Below are 16652 nucleotides of genomic sequence, written 5' to 3'. Positions count from 1 at the left end.
GGGCGAGCGACACGAAGGAGATCGTGAGCACGCAATTCGTTCGCCTGGTGAAGTGTGGTTCACTCTGAGCAGGCATGAGTCTCAGGTTGCGGTGGGCGAGTGTCAATGGTGTTGCGCGAGGCGATTCCCGATCCCGACCCTTGCCCGTACCGGCTGCGACGCGGCGTTCTGTGAGGAGTCATCCATGACCAAAAGCGAGTTTCCGGAGGCCATGACGGCGGCCGGTGCGGTCCGTGGCCGCCGTGAGGGCGGCCTGGCAGTCTTTCGCGGCATCCCGTACGCGCAGCCACCGGTGGGCGAGGCACGCTTCGCGGCGCCGCGACCGGCGGACCGTTGGGACGGGGTACGGGAGGCCTTCGCGTTCGGTCCGCCTCCCCCGCAGGAGCCGTTCGGGCCCGAGGCGGCTCCCGCCGGACCCCCTCCGGCAGGTGACGACTGGCTGACGGTCAACATCTGGACGCCGGACGCCGACCCGGCGGCGCGCCGACCGGTGATGGTGTGGATCTACGGGGGCGCCTACAAGTTCGGCTCCGCCGACGACCCCGCCTACGACGGCAGCCGCCTGGCGCGGGACGGCGACCTGATCGTGGTCACTCTCAACTACCGTGTCGGCATCGAGGGGTTCGCCTCGATCGAGGGCGCTCCCGCGAACCGGGCTCTGCTCGACCAGGTCGCGGCTCTGGAGTGGGTGCGCGAGAACATCACCTCTTTCGGCGGCGACCCCGACCGGGTCACCGTCTTCGGCGAATCGGCCGGCGCCGGGTCCATCGCCGCGCTGATGGCCATGCCCCGGGCGCGGGGACTGTTCCGGCGGGCCATCGCGCAGAGCGTGCCGGGTACCTTCTTCTCGGAGGCGCTGGCCGCGGACATCGCCGAGACCTTGGCCGGTGAGCTCGGCCTGCGTCCGACGGTGGCCGACCTGTCCGGTGTGGACCCGCGCAAGCTGCCCGAGGCGGGTGCCGCGCTGAGTGGTCGGATGCGCGAGTACGTGCACCGCTGGGGTCCGGTCGCCCTCACCCCGACCCCGTTCTCGCCCGTCGTCGACGGAGATGTTCTGCCCACCACGCCGTGGGAGGCGTTGGCAAGCGGTGCCGCACGCGACGTGGAGCTGATCGCCGGGCACAACCGGGACGAGTACCGTCTCTTCCTCATGCTGGGCGGGATGCTCGGGCGGGTGGACGAGGGTCTGGCTTCGATGGCGCTGGGCCTGTTCGGGCCGACGCCGGACGCCGAGCACGCCTACCGCGCCGCGTTCCCGGACGCCTCGGCGGAGTACCTGTTCGAACTGGTCCAGTCCGACTGGCTGTTCCGCATGCCATCGCTGCACTTGGTGGAGGCCCAGGTGGCCGGTGGCGGCCGGGCGCACATGTACGACCTCACCTGGTCCGCTCCGGCGAACGGCGGCGCTCTCGGTGCCTGCCATGGCCTGGATGTACCGCTGGCCTTCGGTGTGTACGGCGGGCTCGGCGGCATGCTGACCGGACCGGCGCCCTCGCCCGCGACCGAGGCGCTCTCCGCCCGCTTCCGCTCCGCGTGGACCGCGTTCGCGGCCACGGGCGACCCGGGCTGGGCGGCCTACGACAGCGAGCAGCGCCTCGTCCAGGTCCTTGACTCGGAACCGACGGTCGCCGCCTACCCGGAGGAGGCCTCCCGCCGCCTCTGGGAGCGGCACACCTTCGCCGCGTTGCCCTTGACGACGGCGTAGCGGTCTCCGCTCCCCACCATCCGGCCCGCGGTCGGCCAGGTCACCGCCTGGCCGACCGCGGTTCTTCGACACCGGTCGAGGACCGGCAACAACCACGGCCCCGGCACTCGTTGTGCACACGGCCGGTCACAGGCCGATGAGCCGCCGGTTCCCAGCCGGTGGACGCCGCGTAGCGGGCCGGCTCGGTCAGCAGGATCATCCTGGTGGCTCTCGCCACCACGATGGTGGAGCCGCCGGCGGTCACGGCGTCACCCGTGTCGGTGGCGACGGCGCGGGTGACGCCCTCGTAGCTGTACGCGCCCTGCCCGGAGGGGTAGGCGCCGCGCAGATCGAGGTGGCAGGAGCCGCTCGCGACGGTGGCCCTGGTCGTGAAGCCCACGCTCGAAGGCAGGCCGTCGAGGGCGGTGCCGACGCTCAGCGTGGTGCCGATCGTCCGGCCGGGGCCGGGGACGGCTTCGTGGACGATCACCTTGTCTGCGCGGGAGACGAGCGCGCGGCGTCGGGGAGGCGCTGGCCGGGGTCCAGGGAAAACCGGTCGAAGAGCCCCCGGCAGTCGGCGACGTGTGCGGTGCGCAGCGCCTGACCCGCGAGGGCGCACGGCTGACGGTCCCGGGCAACCTGAACGACAACCAGATGCGCTTCGAGTCCCAGCTCTACGTGACCGCCGAGGGCGGCTCGGTCGGGGGCACGGACACCAAGGTGCGGGTCGACAACTCCGACGCCGTGACGATCGTCCTCGTCGCGGGCACGAACCACGCCGACAAGTACCCGGCCTACCGGGGCGAGGACCCCCACGAGCGGGTGACCAAGGTGGTCGACCGCGGCGCGGAGTAGGACTCCTGGGTCTTCGCTGAACACGTCCGCACCTCAGGCTTGCTGCTGCCGCGGTGCACCCGTCGGAACATGTCTGGATCTGGAGAAGGCGGCAGGGCGCGGTTCCGGGAGGAGCCTCGGCGGACCTATTGACGCGATTCGGGCAGGGACATAATCTCCGCTTGCATTTGTTCGGCACACGGACAGATGTTCGCAATGCGCACACACTCGTTCCTGTCAGGAGTCCCCATGCAAAGGCGCGTTCTCGGGCTTGCCATAGCGGTAGTGACGGTCGCAGCCGCGGCCGGATGCGGATCTTCTTCCGGGGCCGGTGGTTCGTCCTCCTCGGACGGGGACAAGACCACCCAGGTCAAAGTGGGGATCATCCCGATCGTCGATGTGGCACCCCTGTATCTGGGGCAGAAGAAGGGGTTCTTCAGCAGCCGCGGCATCGACCTGAAAATGGAGACCGCTCAGGGCGGTGCCGCGATCATCCCCGGCGTGGTGAGCGGTCAGTTCCAGTTCGGATTCAGCAACGTCACGTCGTTGATGATCGCCCAGACCAAGGGTGTGCCGATCAAGTCAGTGGTGAACGGGACCGCCTCCACCGGTGACACCGGAAAGGACATCAGCGGGGTGGCCGTCAAGAAGGACAGCCCGGTCAAGTCGGCCAAGGACCTCGCCGGCAAGACGGTGGCGGTCAACACCTTGCAGAACATCGGGGACACCACGGTCCGTGAGGTGGTGCGCAAGGACGGCGGCGACCCCTCGAAGGTCAAGTTCGTCGAGATGCCGTTCGACCAGATGCCGGCCGCGCTGGACGGCGGGCAGGTGGACGCTGCCTGGGTGGGCGAGCCCGCGCTGACCATCGCCAAGGGCCAGGGCGCCCGCGTCGTGGCGTCGCCGTTCGCCGAGACCGACCCGAACCTCACGATCGCGACGTACTTCGCCTCCACCAAGCTGACCCAGGAGAACCCCGACCTGGTGAAGAAGTTCACCGAGGCGGTGACCGAGTCGCTGAAATACGCCTCCGAGCACCCGGACGAGGCACGCCAGATCGTCACGACCTACACCAAGATCGACGGCGAGGTGCTGAAGAACCTGACGCTGCCGACCTGGCCGGCCGAGTACGACATGGCCTCCCTGGAGAAGCTGGCCTCGCTCGGCGAGCAGGACGGCATCTTCGGCGGTAAGAAGCCCGACCTGGATGCCCTGTTCTCATGAGCGCGTCCGGGAGCACTCCTGTACTGACGAAGCCCGCCGGGACCGCGACAGGTCCCGGCGGGGTGGGCGGTGGCCGCGTGCGGCGCACTCTGGACAGAGCGCGCACCCCGTTGCGCGGACTGGCAGGCCTGGCCGGGCTGGTGGTGTTGCTCGAGGTGCTGCCGCACACCGGTGTCGTCTCCGCCGACTACCTCCCGCCCGCCTCCGACATGGGCCGGGCCCTGTGGCAGATGCTCGGCGAAGACGCGTTCTGGACCGCGCTCGGTGACACCCTCACCGGTTGGGGCCTGGGCCTGGCCATCGCCGTGGTGGCCGGGGTGGTGGCCGGGGTGGTGATCGGATCGGTGCCGGTGCTGCGGGCGGTGACCGCCTCCACCATCGAGTTCCTGCGTCCGATCCCGTCGGTGGCGCTGATCCCGGTGGCGGTGCTGCTCTACGGCACCGACCTGGAGTCGAAGCTGCTGCTGGTCGTGTACGCCTCCTTCTGGCAGGTGCTCGTCCAGGTCCTGGCGGGCATGCAGGACGTCGACCCGGTCGCCGAGGACACCGCCCGCAGCTACCAGATGGGCGGTTGGGGGCGGGTGCGGTACGTCCTTTGGCCCACCGCGCTGCCGTACGTGATGACCGGCGTGCGGCTGGCCGCGACCGTGGCACTCGTCCTGACGATCACCGCCGAACTCGTCATCGGCTCGCCCGGCCTGGGCAACCAGCTCGCGGTCGCGCAGACCTCCGGCGCCGTACCGCGGGTCTACGCCCTGGTCCTGGTCACCGGACTCCTTGGGGTCGCGGTCAACCTGGTGGCCCGGGCGGTCGAGCGGCGGGCACTGCACTGGCACCAATCGATGCGCAGGGAGGGACAGCGATGACCGTCCTCACACTCGCCCGGCGGACCGGGCTGGTCCTGGGCCTGCCCGCGGTCCTGTTCGCCGTTTGGTGGTTCGCCACCGCGGGAAGCACCGACTTCTACGTCCCCCCGCTGTCCAGCATCCTGGGCAAGTTCGGGGAGGTATGGACGGGCGAACGACTGCTGTCGGACGTCGTACCCAGCCTGGTCCGCCTGCTCGCCGGCTATCTCCTCGCCGTCGCCGTCGGTGTCGGACTCGGCCTGGTGGTCGGCATGCACCGTGGCGTGCGCGACGTACTGGAGCCGGTCCTGGAACTCTTCCGGGCCATCCCGCCCCCGGTGCTCGTACCCGTCATCATGCTGTTCGCGGGCATCGGCGACACCATGAAGGTCATCGTCATCGTCAGCGGCTGCATGTGGCCGATCCTGCTCAACACCGTCGAAGGCGTCCGAGCCCTCGACGAGGTCCTGAGCGACACCTGCCGCTCCTACGGCATCACCGGCTCGTCCCGGCTGTGGCACCTGGTGCTGCGCTCGGCCAGCCCGCAGATCGTCACCGGCATGCGCCAGGCCCTCTCCATCGCGATCATTCTCATGGTCATCAGCGAGATGTTCGCCGCCAGCAACGGACTCGGCTTCACCATCGTGCAGTTCCAGCGTTCCTTCGCCATCCCCGAGATGTGGAGCGGTGTCCTGCTGCTCGGCCTGCTCGGATTCGCCCTCTCCCTGCTCTTCCGCATCGCCGAGAACCGGGTCCTGGCCTGGTACCACGGCCTGCGCCGGGCCCAGCGCAACCCCTGACAAGGAGACGTCGATGCTCGACGTACGCAACCTGCAGAAGATCTACACCGGACGCAACCGCAGCGTCGAAGCACTTCGGAATCTCACATTCCATATCGGTGCCGGCGAACTCGTATGCCTGGTCGGCCCGTCCGGGTGCGGCAAGACCACGCTGCTGAAGTGCATGGCGGGACTGATCGACCCGACCGGCGGCGAAGTGCGCCTGGACGGCCGCCCGGTCGACGGACCCCCGCCCGGCATGGCGGTCGTCTTCCAGGAGTACGGCCGCTCCCTCTTCGCCTGGATGAACGTACGCGACAACGTCGCCCTGCCCCTGCGCCGCAAGAAGCTCGGCAAGGCCCGCGAGAAGGAACTGGTCGACCATGCGCTGGAGGTGGTCGGGCTCGCCGACGCCCACCAGGCCTACCCGTGGCAGTTGTCCGGCGGAATGCAGCAGCGCGTCGCCATCGCCCGCGCCGTCGCCTTCGAGCCGAAGGTGCTGCTCATGGACGAGCCGTTCGCCGCCGTCGACGCGCAGACCCGCGCCGAACTGGAGGACCTCATCCGGCGGTTGTGGCGCGAACTGGGCGTCACCGTCCTGTTCGTCACCCACGACATCGACGAAGCCGTCTATCTCGGCCAGCGCACCATCATCCTGTCCACCTCGCCGACCGTGGTGATGGAGGATCTGACGATCGATCTCCCCGACGAGCGCGACCAGTTGCACACCCGCTCCAGCACCCGCTTCGCCGAACTGCGCGCCCACGTCTACGAGCAGATCCAGCGGGCCAAGCACCACAACGGCGACACGGATACAGCAGTGGCCGACCGCAGCGACGAGCTCGCCCTGCAGAAGTCCGAGTCCTGACACACCGTCCGACACAGGGGCCGTAGCACATGGATGACAACGAACCCGGGCGGTACTTCGTGCAGTCCCTCGAACGAGGGCTGGCCGTCATCCGTGCGTTCACCGCCGACACACCCGAGATGACCCTCTCGGAGGTCGCCAGGATCACTGGCATGAGCCGTGCCACCGCACGGCGCTTCCTGCTCACCTTCGCCGACCTGGGGTACATGGCCACCGACGGCCGCCACTTCCGCCTCACGCCCCGGGTCCTGGAACTGGGCTACGCCTACCTGTCCAGCATGTCCCTGGCGGATATCGCCCAGCCCCACCTGGAGCAACTGGTCGCCGAGGTCCACGAGTCCTCGTCGGTGGCGGTGCTCGACGACGAGGACGTGGTGTACGTCAGCCGGGTACCCACCCGGCGGATCATGACGGTCTCCATCAGTATCGGGACCCGCTTCCCTGCCCATGCCACCTCCCTCGGCCGGGTCCTGCTCGCCCACTTCGACGAGCGCCGGCTGCGGCACTACCTGGACACCGCCTCCCTCAAGCCGCTCACCCCCCGCACCATCACCTCAAGGGAGGCACTTGCCGCCGAACTGGAACACGTGCGGGCACAGGGCTGGTGTCTGGTGGACCAGGAACTGGAACAGGGCCTGATATCGATCGGCGTACCCATCCGGAACGAGGCACGACGGGTGGTGGCAGGCATCAACCTCTCCACCCACGTCAGTCGGCGAACGCCGGACTCGATACGCCACGATCTGCTGCCGCCGCTCCTGGCCACCGCCGCCGACATCGAGGCCGAGCTGAAGGTCCCCGGCTAGCAGGTCCGGATGCCGTGCCCCCGCGACGGCAGCACGGAGCAGCACCGGCCTTGGCGACTGGCCGGAACACACCGCCCTGCGCGACGGGCGTTTCCGTGGGCTCGTCATGGCCACCCAGACCTGTCGGCTCTCTGCCCCCACCAGGCATCATTCACTACAGTGCTGAGACAGTCGCCGCGGAGAGCCCATGACATCGCCCCACGCCCTGACGCCGACCGACCCAAAGGCGGCTCCCGCGCCACCCGAGGAAGCCGTGGCCCCTCTCATCCGGGGGATCGCCGTGCTGCGCGAGCTCACCGACGCCGGAGGGACGGCCGGCCTCAGCGATCTGGGACGGGCCACCGGCCTGGCCCGCGCCACCATCGACCGGGTCACCGGAACACTCGCTCACATGGGGTACATGCGGATGGACGGCAGCAACGCCGTCCTTGCCCCCCGCCTGATGGAGCTGGGGAACGCGTACCTGGCCGGCCTGCGTCTTCCCGCGCTGCTGAGTGCGCACGCCGATGCCCTCGCCGAGGAACTCGACGAGTCGGTGTCCCTCGCGGTGGCGGACGGTGACGGCATCCGCTTCGTCCACCAAGCGATCCGCCGCCGCGCCCTGTCGCTGAGCTTCCGCATCGGCGACCTGCTGCCCGCCGAACGCACCGCGCCGGGCCCGCTGCTGGCAACCGAGTGGAGCGCGGAGGACTGGGCGCGGTGGCACAAGCGGCAGGACGCCGACCCCGAGGACCTCGGCTTCCCGGCGGTCCCCCCTCGATCGCACCGTACCGCCACGACAGACTTCGAAGAACGGGTGGAACGGGCGCGCACCCATGGCTGGGCGATGGACGACCAGTTGATCGAGCCGGGGCTCGTCGCCGCATCCGTTCCGGTTCGCGCCCCCGACGGCCGGATCGCCTGTGTGGCGAGCGTCGTGAGCCATACCAGTCGGCACAGCGCGGACTCGCTGCGCGACTCCCTTCTCCCCAGGCTCCGTACTGCCGTGACCGTCATGGAGCGGAAGTTGGCCGACGCTCCGCCTCCCGAGCCGCCGAGCAAGAGCACTCCCGTCGGACTCGCCACCTGGACGAGCGCGTCCAAACAGGAACTGGGCGGGGAGTTCATCGAATCCCTGGCCCGCGGCCTGACCGTGGTCACCGCGTTCGGTGAGGGCCGTGCGGAGCTGACGCTCTCCGAGGTCGCCGAAGCCACCGGCCTGTCCCGCGCCACGGCTCGCCGTGCCCTGATAACCCTTGGGTACCTCGGTTACGTCACGCTGCAGGGGCGGGTCTTCCGGCTCACTCCCCGAGTCCTCGCCCTCGGTTTCCCGCCACTGTCCAAGACGACACTCACCCGGATCGCGCACCCCCACCTCGCCGCCCTCACCCGCAAGGTGGAGGACTCGACGTCCCTGGCAGTGCTCGCCGGTGACGACGTCCAGTGCGCGGCCTCGGTCGCCGCGGGACGCATCATGGACGCTGATATCGCCGTGGGCGCGCGCGTGCCCGCCTATGTGACCTCCACGGGCCGGGTGCTGTTGGCGGGGCTGCCGGCCGAGGAGCGCACTGCCCGGCTGGCGCGCCTGCGGATGGGGGCGCTGACCGCTCGCACCGTCACCCGGCCCACCGACCTCGAGGTGATTCTCGACCGAGTGCGCGAGGACGGTTATGCCCTGGTCGATGAGGAACTGGAAGAAGGGCTTCGCTCGATCGCCGTACCGGTACGTGACCGCGACGGCGGCCTCATGGCGGCGATCAACGTCACCATGCACAGCGGTCGCCGCCCCGCTGCGGAGTGCGTCACGACCATCTTGCCGGAACTGCGGGCCACGGCTGCTCACATCGAGGCCGACCTGCACATAACCGGGCGATTCGTGCGAGTTCCGACACGGCAGCTGTAGTTGGTGAGGAGTGGGGTTCCCGTCAAGTGACGGCTGCTACCGTGACGTTGTTCCAGCGGCGGTGGCAGTCGGCTGCGCGTTGCTGGTGTTGGCGGCGCCAGCGGGACCAGTGGAGCGCGTGCGCAGGATCGGCGTCCTGGCGGGGCCGGGAAAGGACGAAGACCCGGAGCAGGGCGAGGAGTTCACGCGGGCTGACGGGCACCATGGCCAGCGCGTCGTCGCTCTCACCGGAGGTGGTGCGTTGCCGCTCGCGGAGGGCGCCGACGGCGAGGAGCGCGTCGGCGATCATCGACATCAGGCTCCAGCGGTGCCAGGAGGTCCAGCAGGTGACCTGGCCCTGGTCGAGGCCGGTGAGGCCCTTGGCTCCTTGAAAGTCCTCTTCGACCCTGCCCTTGCCGGAAGTTTCGTCCGTGCAGGTCATGCGGCATGTTCGTACTCGTGGAGGATTCCGCCGAGGCGGTCACGTCGTCGTACGTCGAGACGGGCGATCCTGTCTGGGTCGGTGATCGGCGGAGGCAGGGGGTGCAGCGGGCGGGCGTCTGCGATGCCTTGGTGGGGCCGGTGGGAGTTGTAGTGCTGTTCGAACTCGCGCAGGGCGTGGAGCAGGTGGCGCTGGTTCCAGACCAGCGTGCGGTCCAGCAGCTCGCGTCGGCAGGTCTGCACCCACCGTTCCATGAGCGCGTTCATCCGCGGCATCCGGATCCCGCTGAGTACGACCTCGATCCCCGCATCCTCAAGGACGGTGTCGAACAGGGCGGGGAACTTCCCGTCGCGGTCGCGGATCATGAACCGGCCCGGCAGCCGGCATCCTCGAGATCCATGACAAGGTTTCTGGCGGCTTGTGCCACCCAGGAGGCGGTCGGGTGCGCGGTGGCGCCCAGGATCCTGATCCGGCGGCCGGCGTGCTCGATCACCGCGAGCACGTACAGCCGGGTGCCGGTCAGGGTGACCGTCTCGAAGAAGTCGCAGGCCAGCAGGGCATCAGCCTGGGAGCGAAGAAAGTCCGTCCAGGTGGTCGAGTCCCGCTCGGGTGCCAGGTCGATCCTGGCCTCCTTGAGGATCTCCCAGACGGTGGATGCGGCCACCGGCACGCCCAGGACGAGTAGTTCGCCGTGGATGCGCCGGTATCCCCAGGCGGGATTCTCCCGTGCCAGGCGCAGGATGAGCAGGCGGACGGAACGCTGCCCTTGCCGAATACCTCATCCACGCAGGTGGGATCGGGTTTCGGCGTTGGCCGAGGCCGATCGAGTCGCCGGTATCGCGCGGCGCCGGTTGGCGCGGCATGATGATCGGTCCGCCCCTACCGGCTCCGGAGAGGCACGCAGGGCAACCGCCCCAGTGCACCACCGGAACGGGGTGCTGCCGAGATTCGGCCCCTTCCCGGGGATGCCGCTTCAGCGCCCGCCGCCACGTGCCCTACGGGCGGCATCATCCCCTCCCCGGATGACATCGAGGCTGCCCGCACGCAGCATGGCCCTCGACGACCTGGAAGGCCCGGAATTCGTCGACCACTACACCGACGCCGTCGCCGAGGTCATCAAAGCCAAACGCGAAGGACACGCGCCGCCGACGATGCCGGCACAGGAGCCGACAGGCGAGGTCGTCGACCTGATGAGCGCCCTGCAAGAGTCCGTGCGCAAGGCACAGGCCGCCCGCGGCGAGTCCGACGAGGCCGAAGAGGCCGCCGTCCACGAGATGCCGAAGAAGGCCTCCGCGAACAAGAAGGCGCCCTCCAAGACCGCGGCGCATAAGGCGACCACGAAGCCGTCCGCGAAGAAGAAGCCAGGGGCAGGTCCCCGGCGGGACGGCGTGCTGATCGTGCTCCTTCGAGACTGATGGTCTGGCGCCCCGCTGGTGTCCCTTCGCAGCGAAGTCTGTGCAGTCTCACCGAAGGTTGAGCGGCGTCGTCCGATCTCGACTCATACTCACCGCGTCCCGTCCACGTCCTCGCGCATGGCGGCAATCAGTTGGCGACGCTCCTGCTGGAAGGCAAGGCGCTGATCTTCCGCGGCTTGATCATCGTGGTTCGCGCCGCCCACCACGGCGTCGCGGTAGGCGATCAATACGTCAAGCACCGCTTGGCAGCGCTCGTCTACAGCCGAGGAGGACGACAACGCGAGCTGGAACCGCTTGGGGTACACGTCATGATCGCGTAGCGCAGACTGCGCAAGCCGCACGCGTTCCTCACCGGAACGTGGTTCCCAACGGGAGGCGTACCACAGCTGCTCACGAGCTTGGTTGACGGCCCCCAGGAAATCGGCGTACAAAACTCGCCGCCGCTCACGTTCGCGCTCGCTTCCCTCCCGGCGCCATCGCACACGGTCAGCGACCAAGGTCGCCCCAACCGCGATAGAGCCACCGATGACGGCACTGATCGGCGCTGCCCAGTCCACGTCGGTGATCCTACGAACGACCTGCGGCCTGCGGTAGTACGCGGCAAACCCGACTGCGACGACCCGGCGGCCACCAATCTTGGATGAGAAATGCACAACCTTCACTGCGAAAGATCACCTGGAAGGTGCCCGGCGACAATCGCGTCACCTACGACCAGAACACGGCAGAGATCACCGTCGACGGCCGCGCCCGGCACAGCCGCGGCAAAGGCATGCGCTCGGTCATCCACGCCGCCTTCTCCACCGCACTCGCTCGATACACAGCCGCCCGCGACCTGCCGCACCCCGGTTTCGTCGTCCTCGACTCACCGGTCCTCACCTATCGGGAGCCACACGAGCAGGACGTGCAGCTCACGCACAACGTCGTCGAGCACTTCTACCGGGGTCTGCTCAGCGACGTCCCGGGGCAGATCGTCGTGGTGGAGAACGGCGACCCGCCCGGGGACTTGGGCGAGTACGCCACGGTGTACGCCTTCAGTACGGAGGGATCGGAGCGCGCCGGGTTCTTCCCGGCACAGACCGAGAACTGAGCGCTCGCCTCAACAGTTCAGGCGTTGGAGGCTCCGCGTCGCGCAGCCGCCGGGCATCGGCACGGGCCGACCGGCGGCTCCCGCACGTCGAAGAGGGGCCCGTGCCCTGCGTAAGGCGGTCCGCCGGCACCCGCACCACTCCGCCCATGGAGCTCCGCGTAGACGTCGTCGCTACCTGTGCCGAGCCCCACTCTTGTGACTGGTCGAGGTAGATGACACCAGCGGGGTCCGCCGAGCAGGCTCGATGCTCCACTCTGGTCTCGATAGTTGGCGCCGTTTGGTCATCGTTGTTGGCACCTGCTCGGGTTGGTCGGCTGACCTGGCACGTCGTGGTCGCCGCCACGCTGGTGGCCGGGGTGGTGCGGCTGATCCTGTGCACCCGACACCGACTCCCGCCGTGGTGTGGATCTACACCGCCGTACTCGTCCTGATCGCGGTCGGCGGCCAGCGGCAAGGGCCCGCAAGCCACCGTGTAGGGGACCTTCATACCCGCCACCCTCGCCTCGGCCGTCTACGCGTACTGCGCGCTCCCAGGAGGCAGGAAGCGTACGAGCCGGCCGCCTTCGGCAGGGGAGAAGAGGATGCGACGGGGGCATTCACGGATGTCCCGCTGGCCACTATGGTATGGGAGCGCTCCCATTCGCCTTACGGCGATCCGGTCCCGGACCGGCCGGGCGCCTTGGTGGGTGCGCGGCACTTCTACAGTCGGGCGGTTCGGCGGGCGAGTCGCCGCTCGGCCGACCTGACGTCTGCGCGCCGATGCCGGTCGGCTGCCCGCCGTGCCGCATCACCGCGGAGGAGATCCCCCACATGATCATCGGACACGTCGGCCGGAGCCGGAAGCGGCTCCGCTTCCACCGCTTATCCGCCCTGCTGGGAGCCGTGTTACTGGCCCTCGCCGTGGCCTCGCTGCCGTCCCCGGCGGCGGCGCACGGCGTCGCCATGGGGCCCGGCTCGCGCACGTATCTCTGCTACCTGGACCTGCTCCAGAACGAATCGACCCAGATGCCCTCCAACCCGGCCTGTCGCGCCGCCGTCCAGCAGGCCGGCACCACGCCGCTGTACAACTGGTTCGCCGTGCTGGACTCCAACGCCGGTGGCAGGAGTGTGGGCTACGTCCCTGACGGGAAGCTCTGCAGCGCCGGCGACAGGAGCCCGTACAACTTCTCCCCCTACAACGCGGCCCGCACAGACTGGCCGACGACGCACCTCACCTCGGGCTCGAGCATCCAGATCAACTACAGCAACTGGGCACACCACCCGGGCAGGTTCGAGGTGTACATCACCAAGAACGGCTGGTTGCCCACCACTCCCCTGGCATGGGGTGACCTGACGCATCTGCAGACCGTCACCGACCCGCCGCAGACGAGTGGCCCGGGTGGCGTGGGCGGCCACTACTACTGGGACCTGCGGCTGCCGGCGCGGTCCGGTCCGCACATGCTCTTCGTCCAGTGGATCCGTTCGGACAGCCAGGAGAACTTCTTCTCCTGCTCCGACGTCGTCTTCGACGGCGGTCAGGGCGAGGTCACGGGTCTGGGCGGAGGCCGGACGACGGCCGACGCGATCGCTGCGAAGGCGGCGGGGTCCACCGGCATCCAGGCAGCGGCGGCTCACACCGGGCACGGGGCGCATGCCGCCGCGGCGCCGGACGTGGACGCGGTGAACGCCGCCGGCGAGGCAACGAGCGGCTCGCCGCTCACCACGCTGGCCGGCTCGCTGGCGGGAGCCGCGGTCCTGGTGGCCTGCGTCGCGGGTGCGGCGTTCCACCGCGGACGGCGCCGCCGCCGGCAGGCCGACGCCCGACCGTGATCCCCATCCCCTTTGGGCCTGTCCGGTGGATCGTGTCGCAGCACCGGGTGCAGTACCCGCCGGTGCGGTCCCGCAAGGGGCCGTCGCTTACCGCGGCATGATCCGCCGGACAGGCCCTGACACCAGGCGCGGCCTTGAGGCAGCGAACGTCGCCGCCTCAAGGCCGCGCCACAGCGACGGTCGGCGGGTGCGCTCGCGCATCCGCCGGATGAAGCTCGCACTCACTCGACCGTGGAGCCGACTCCTTCCCGCCCATGAGGCGGCTCTCCCTCGCCCGTGGAGCCGACATGCTGAAACGACGCTGGGCAATACCCCTGCTGATCGCCTCACTGCTGTCCCTCTCGACCCTGCCGGCAGCCTCCGCCTCCCCGCTGGAGCCCCCGAAACCCGCCGACGCCGGCGCGGAGTCGTCCGTACCGCTGCCGGAGATCGCCGCGCACACCACCCAGGTCGCCTCCGGCCTGAAGCGCCCCACCGCCATCGCCGCGCCGGACGACGGCTCGGGCCGACTGTTCATCACCGAGAAGCGCGGCAGGGTGCGGGTGTACCACCCGGACACCGGCCTCGCGCAGACCCCGCTCATCGACATCACGGCCGCAGTGGACGAGTCGGGGAACGAACGCGGGCTGCTCGGCATCACGGCGGCGCCCGACTTCTCGGACAGCCGGGAACTGTATCTGGCGTACACCGCGCTGCCGGACGCAGCGGTGACCCTGGCCCGATACGACCTCGACGACGCGAGCCTGGAGGTGCTGCTGTCCCAGGAGCACGCCACGTACAGCAACCACAACGGCGGCCAGCTCGCCTTCGGCCCCGACGGCCACCTGTACTGGAGCATCGGCGACGGCGGCGGTTCCGGAGACCCCTTCGACTCCGGGCAGCGGGTGGACACCCTGCTGGGCAAGATCCTGCGCATCGACGTGAGCCGGAGCTGCGGGGACCTCGCGTACTGCGTGCCCGAGGACAATCCGTTCGCCGGCGTCGCGGGAGCCCGCCCGGAGATCTGGACCTACGGGCTGCGCAACCCCTGGCGGTTCTCCTTCGACCCCGCGGACGGCTCGCTGTGGATCGGCGACGTCGGTCAGGGCAGGTGGGAGGAGATCGACCGGCTGCGCCCCGCGGAGCAGCCCGGGGCAAACCTCGGCTGGTCCTGCCGCGAAGGGCTGGTGGTGTTCGACGAGGCCCAGTGCGGGGGCGGCGCCGAGCTCACCGATCCGGTCTTCACCTACTCACCGCGCACCGGCAGCTGCGCGGTCATCGGCGGGCAGGTGTACCGCGGCAAGCAGTTCGCGGACCTGGTCGGGGGCACGTACATCGCCACCGACTACTGCTCGTCCACCGTCTGGGCGCTGCGCGACGACGGCGCGGGCGGCTACCTGCAGGCCGAGATCGGACAGACGCCGACCCAGGTCACGGCGTTCGGCGCCACGCCGGAGGGGGAGCTCTACGTCGTCAACGACCTGCCCGGTGGACTGCACCGGGTGTCGTTCGAGAGGGTCGCGCCGACCTGCCGGATCACCCAGACCGCGTACGCCTGGGGCGGCGGCCTGACCGCGAACCTCACCCTCACCAACACCGGCACCACACCCGTCTCCGGCTGGAAGCTCGTCTTCCCCCTCGCCCTGGGCCAGACGATCATCTCGGACTGGAACACCGACCTCGTCCAGAACGGCGACATGGTCACCGCGGCCAACGCCGCGTACAACGGCACGATCGCGCCGGGCGACAGCGTCGAGATCGGCTACCTGGCCAACCACACGGGCGACACCTCGGCCCCTGAGAGATTCACCCTCAACGGACACGCCTGCACCATCGGCGACTGACCCGGGCTCCGTTCGCCGGCCCTGGCCGCCGAACGGAGCCCTGCGCTTGCCGAATACCTCCTCCATGCTGGTCAGGCGGCATGTTGATACTCGTGGAGGGTGCCGCCGAGTCGCGCTCGCCGTCGTATGTCCAGATGGGCGATCCGGTCCGGGTCCTCGATCGGAGCGGGCAGCGAGTGGAGAGGGCGGGCATTCGCAAGACCCTGGTGCGGCCGGTGCTCGTTATAGAACGTCTCGAACTCGCGCAGGGCGTGCAGGAGATGGCGCTGGTTCCAGATCAACGTACGGTCTAGCAACTCTCGCCTGCAGGTCTGCACCCACCGCTCCATGATCGAGTTCATGCGCGGCATCCGGACGCCGCTGAGCACCACCTCGATACCCGCGTCCTTGAGCACCTCGTCGAACGGCCGTGGGAACTTCCCGTCCCGATCCCTGATCAGATAGCGCGCCCGGCAGCCGGCGTCCTCGAGGTCCATGACGAGATTCTTCGCAGCCTGCACCACCCAGGACGCGGTCGGGTGCGCGGTCGCGCCCAGGATCCGGATCCGGCGGTTCGCGTGCTCGATCGCGGCGAACACGTACAAGCGGGCCCCGGACAGAGTGACGGCCTCGAAGAAATCGCACGCCAGGAGCGCGTCGGTCTGGGAGCGCAGGAAGTCCGCCCAAGTGCTCAAGGCCCGCTCGGGCGCCGGGGCGACGTCGGCCTCCTTCAAGATTTCCCAGACCGTGGATGCTGCCACCTTCACCCCGAGTATGAGCAGCTCACCGTGCAGGCGCCGATAGCCCCAACTTGGATTTTCCCTGGCCAGGCGCAGCACCAGCGCCCGGATCGAGTGCACGGTGCGGGGCCGGCCTCCGCGCTTCGGCCGGGACTGGGAAGCGTGTCGGCGGGCGATGACGTTGCGGTGCCAGCGCAGTACCGTGTCCGGCCGCACCAGCAGCCGCATCCGGCGCAGCACTTCCCGTGGCAGGCCATGGAGGAGCGACGCCAAAAACGCCCGGTCGCTCGCGTGGAACCGGACCTGCTGCCCGTTCAGCTGCCGTTCCAGAACGCCGATCTGGTGGCGCAAGGCCAGGATCTCGACATCTTTCTCCCGGTCGCTCATCGGCAGCAGTCGCAGCATCGCGAACGCGTTCGTCACACCCAGGTACGCCAGTCTCAGCAGCACCATGCC

General features: G+C 69.4%; 16 protein-coding genes and 1 pseudogene. 12 read left to right on the top strand and 5 right to left on the bottom strand.

All coding sequences use genetic code 11. From position 1 onward, the window contains the following. The first annotated feature begins 184 nt into the window (after positions 1 to 184). Positions 185 to 1705 (top strand): carboxylesterase/lipase family protein, encoded by a 1521-nt coding sequence (locus tag ACGFNK_RS14375; protein WP_393415711.1) that lies wholly within the window; start codon positions 185 to 187, stop codon positions 1703 to 1705. Between the two features lie 40 nt (positions 1706 to 1745). Here the strand turns inward: ACGFNK_RS14375 and ACGFNK_RS14370 are convergent, their stop codons facing one another. Next, entirely contained in the window at positions 1746 to 2174 is a 429-nt protein-coding gene (locus tag ACGFNK_RS14370; protein ID WP_393415709.1) for a hypothetical protein, read from the bottom strand. 92 nt (positions 2175 to 2266) lie between these two features. Here ACGFNK_RS14370 and ACGFNK_RS14365 point away from each other — a divergent pair, with 92 nt between their 5' ends. The 7 genes from ACGFNK_RS14365 (at position 2267) to ACGFNK_RS14335 (ending at position 8922) form a co-directional block, all read left to right on the top strand. After that, positions 2267 to 2539, top strand: a complete 273-nt coding sequence (locus tag ACGFNK_RS14365) for a glycoside hydrolase N-terminal domain-containing protein (RefSeq protein WP_393415707.1) — start codon at positions 2267 to 2269, stop codon at positions 2537 to 2539. Positions 2540 to 2767: 228 nt separating this feature from the next. Beyond that, positions 2768 to 3742 (top strand): ABC transporter substrate-binding protein, encoded by a 975-nt coding sequence (locus tag ACGFNK_RS14360; protein WP_393415705.1) that lies wholly within the window; start codon positions 2768 to 2770, stop codon positions 3740 to 3742. After that, the gene (locus ACGFNK_RS14355) at positions 3739 to 4608 is read left to right on the top strand and encodes an ABC transporter permease (protein ID WP_393415703.1); all 870 of its coding nucleotides are present in this window, start codon (positions 3739 to 3741) and stop codon (positions 4606 to 4608) included. Before ACGFNK_RS14360 ends, ACGFNK_RS14355 begins: the two co-directional genes overlap by 4 nt. Further along, on the top strand, positions 4605 to 5387 hold the full coding sequence (locus tag ACGFNK_RS14350; protein WP_393415701.1) for an ABC transporter permease: 783 nt from the start codon (positions 4605 to 4607) through the stop codon (positions 5385 to 5387). The genes ACGFNK_RS14355 and ACGFNK_RS14350 overlap by 4 nt, the downstream gene beginning before the upstream one ends. 13 nt (positions 5388 to 5400) lie before the next feature. Continuing rightward, positions 5401 to 6234, top strand: a complete 834-nt coding sequence (locus tag ACGFNK_RS14345; RefSeq protein ID WP_393415699.1) for an ABC transporter ATP-binding protein — start codon at positions 5401 to 5403, stop codon at positions 6232 to 6234. Between the two features lie 29 nt (positions 6235 to 6263). Continuing rightward, positions 6264 to 7040 (top strand): IclR family transcriptional regulator, encoded by a 777-nt coding sequence (locus ACGFNK_RS14340; RefSeq protein ID WP_393415697.1) that lies wholly within the window; start codon positions 6264 to 6266, stop codon positions 7038 to 7040. Positions 7041 to 7227: 187 nt separating this feature from the next. After that, the gene (locus ACGFNK_RS14335; protein ID WP_393415695.1) at positions 7228 to 8922 is read left to right on the top strand and encodes an IclR family transcriptional regulator C-terminal domain-containing protein; all 1695 of its coding nucleotides are present in this window, start codon (positions 7228 to 7230) and stop codon (positions 8920 to 8922) included. Between the two features lie 22 nt (positions 8923 to 8944). Here ACGFNK_RS14335 and ACGFNK_RS14330 read toward each other — a convergent pair whose 3' ends face one another. Next, positions 8945 to 9343: a hypothetical protein gene (locus ACGFNK_RS14330; RefSeq protein WP_393415693.1), complete on the bottom strand. Its 399-nt coding sequence runs from the start codon at positions 9341 to 9343 to the stop codon at positions 8945 to 8947. Next, a pseudogene (locus ACGFNK_RS14325) lies at positions 9340 to 10103 on the bottom strand (integrase core domain-containing protein); the annotation flags it as partial. The gene ACGFNK_RS14330 and the pseudogene ACGFNK_RS14325, both read right to left, overlap by 4 nt. A 262-nt stretch (positions 10104 to 10365) precedes the next feature. Here ACGFNK_RS14325 and ACGFNK_RS14320 point away from each other — a divergent pair. Beyond that, complete coding sequence (locus tag ACGFNK_RS14320) at positions 10366 to 10758, top strand: hypothetical protein (RefSeq protein WP_393415691.1); 393 nt, start codon at positions 10366 to 10368, stop codon at positions 10756 to 10758. 89 nt (positions 10759 to 10847) lie between these two features. On the opposite strand, the gene ACGFNK_RS14315 is transcribed toward ACGFNK_RS14320, so the two are convergent. Next, the gene (locus ACGFNK_RS14315; RefSeq protein ID WP_386341238.1) at positions 10848 to 11315 is read right to left on the bottom strand and encodes a hypothetical protein; all 468 of its coding nucleotides are present in this window, start codon (positions 11313 to 11315) and stop codon (positions 10848 to 10850) included. Positions 11316 to 11398: 83 nt separating this feature from the next. Between ACGFNK_RS14315 and ACGFNK_RS14310 the strand changes: the two genes are divergently transcribed. The 3 genes from ACGFNK_RS14310 to ACGFNK_RS14300 all read left to right on the top strand — a co-directional run bounded on the left by ACGFNK_RS14310 (position 11399) and on the right by ACGFNK_RS14300 (position 15477). Next, a complete protein-coding gene (locus ACGFNK_RS14310) occupies positions 11399 to 11845 on the top strand; it encodes a hypothetical protein (RefSeq protein WP_386341236.1) in 447 nt (148 codons plus the stop codon). An 810-nt stretch (positions 11846 to 12655) separates the two neighbouring features. Then, on the top strand, positions 12656 to 13654 hold the full coding sequence (locus tag ACGFNK_RS14305; RefSeq protein ID WP_393415689.1) for a lytic polysaccharide monooxygenase: 999 nt from the start codon (positions 12656 to 12658) through the stop codon (positions 13652 to 13654). Positions 13655 to 13941: 287 nt separating this feature from the next. Further along, the gene (locus tag ACGFNK_RS14300; protein ID WP_393415687.1) at positions 13942 to 15477 is read left to right on the top strand and encodes a PQQ-dependent sugar dehydrogenase; all 1536 of its coding nucleotides are present in this window, start codon (positions 13942 to 13944) and stop codon (positions 15475 to 15477) included. 71 nt (positions 15478 to 15548) lie between these two features. Here the strand turns inward: ACGFNK_RS14300 and ACGFNK_RS14295 are convergent, their stop codons facing one another. Continuing rightward, positions 15549 to 16646 carry an integrase core domain-containing protein gene (locus ACGFNK_RS14295; protein ID WP_393416259.1) on the bottom strand — a complete coding sequence of 366 codons (1098 nt, stop codon included), beginning with the start codon at positions 16644 to 16646 and terminating at the stop codon, positions 15549 to 15551. Positions 16647 to 16652: the final 6 nt, after the last annotated feature.

The sequence above is a fragment of the Streptomyces sp. NPDC048825 genome, assembly GCF_043198355.1.
GTDB lineage: Bacteria > Actinomycetota > Actinomycetes > Streptomycetales > Streptomycetaceae > Streptomyces > Streptomyces xiangluensis.
The sequence above is the reverse complement of the archived record's forward strand: the minus strand, read 5'-3'. Positions and strand labels throughout refer to the sequence as shown.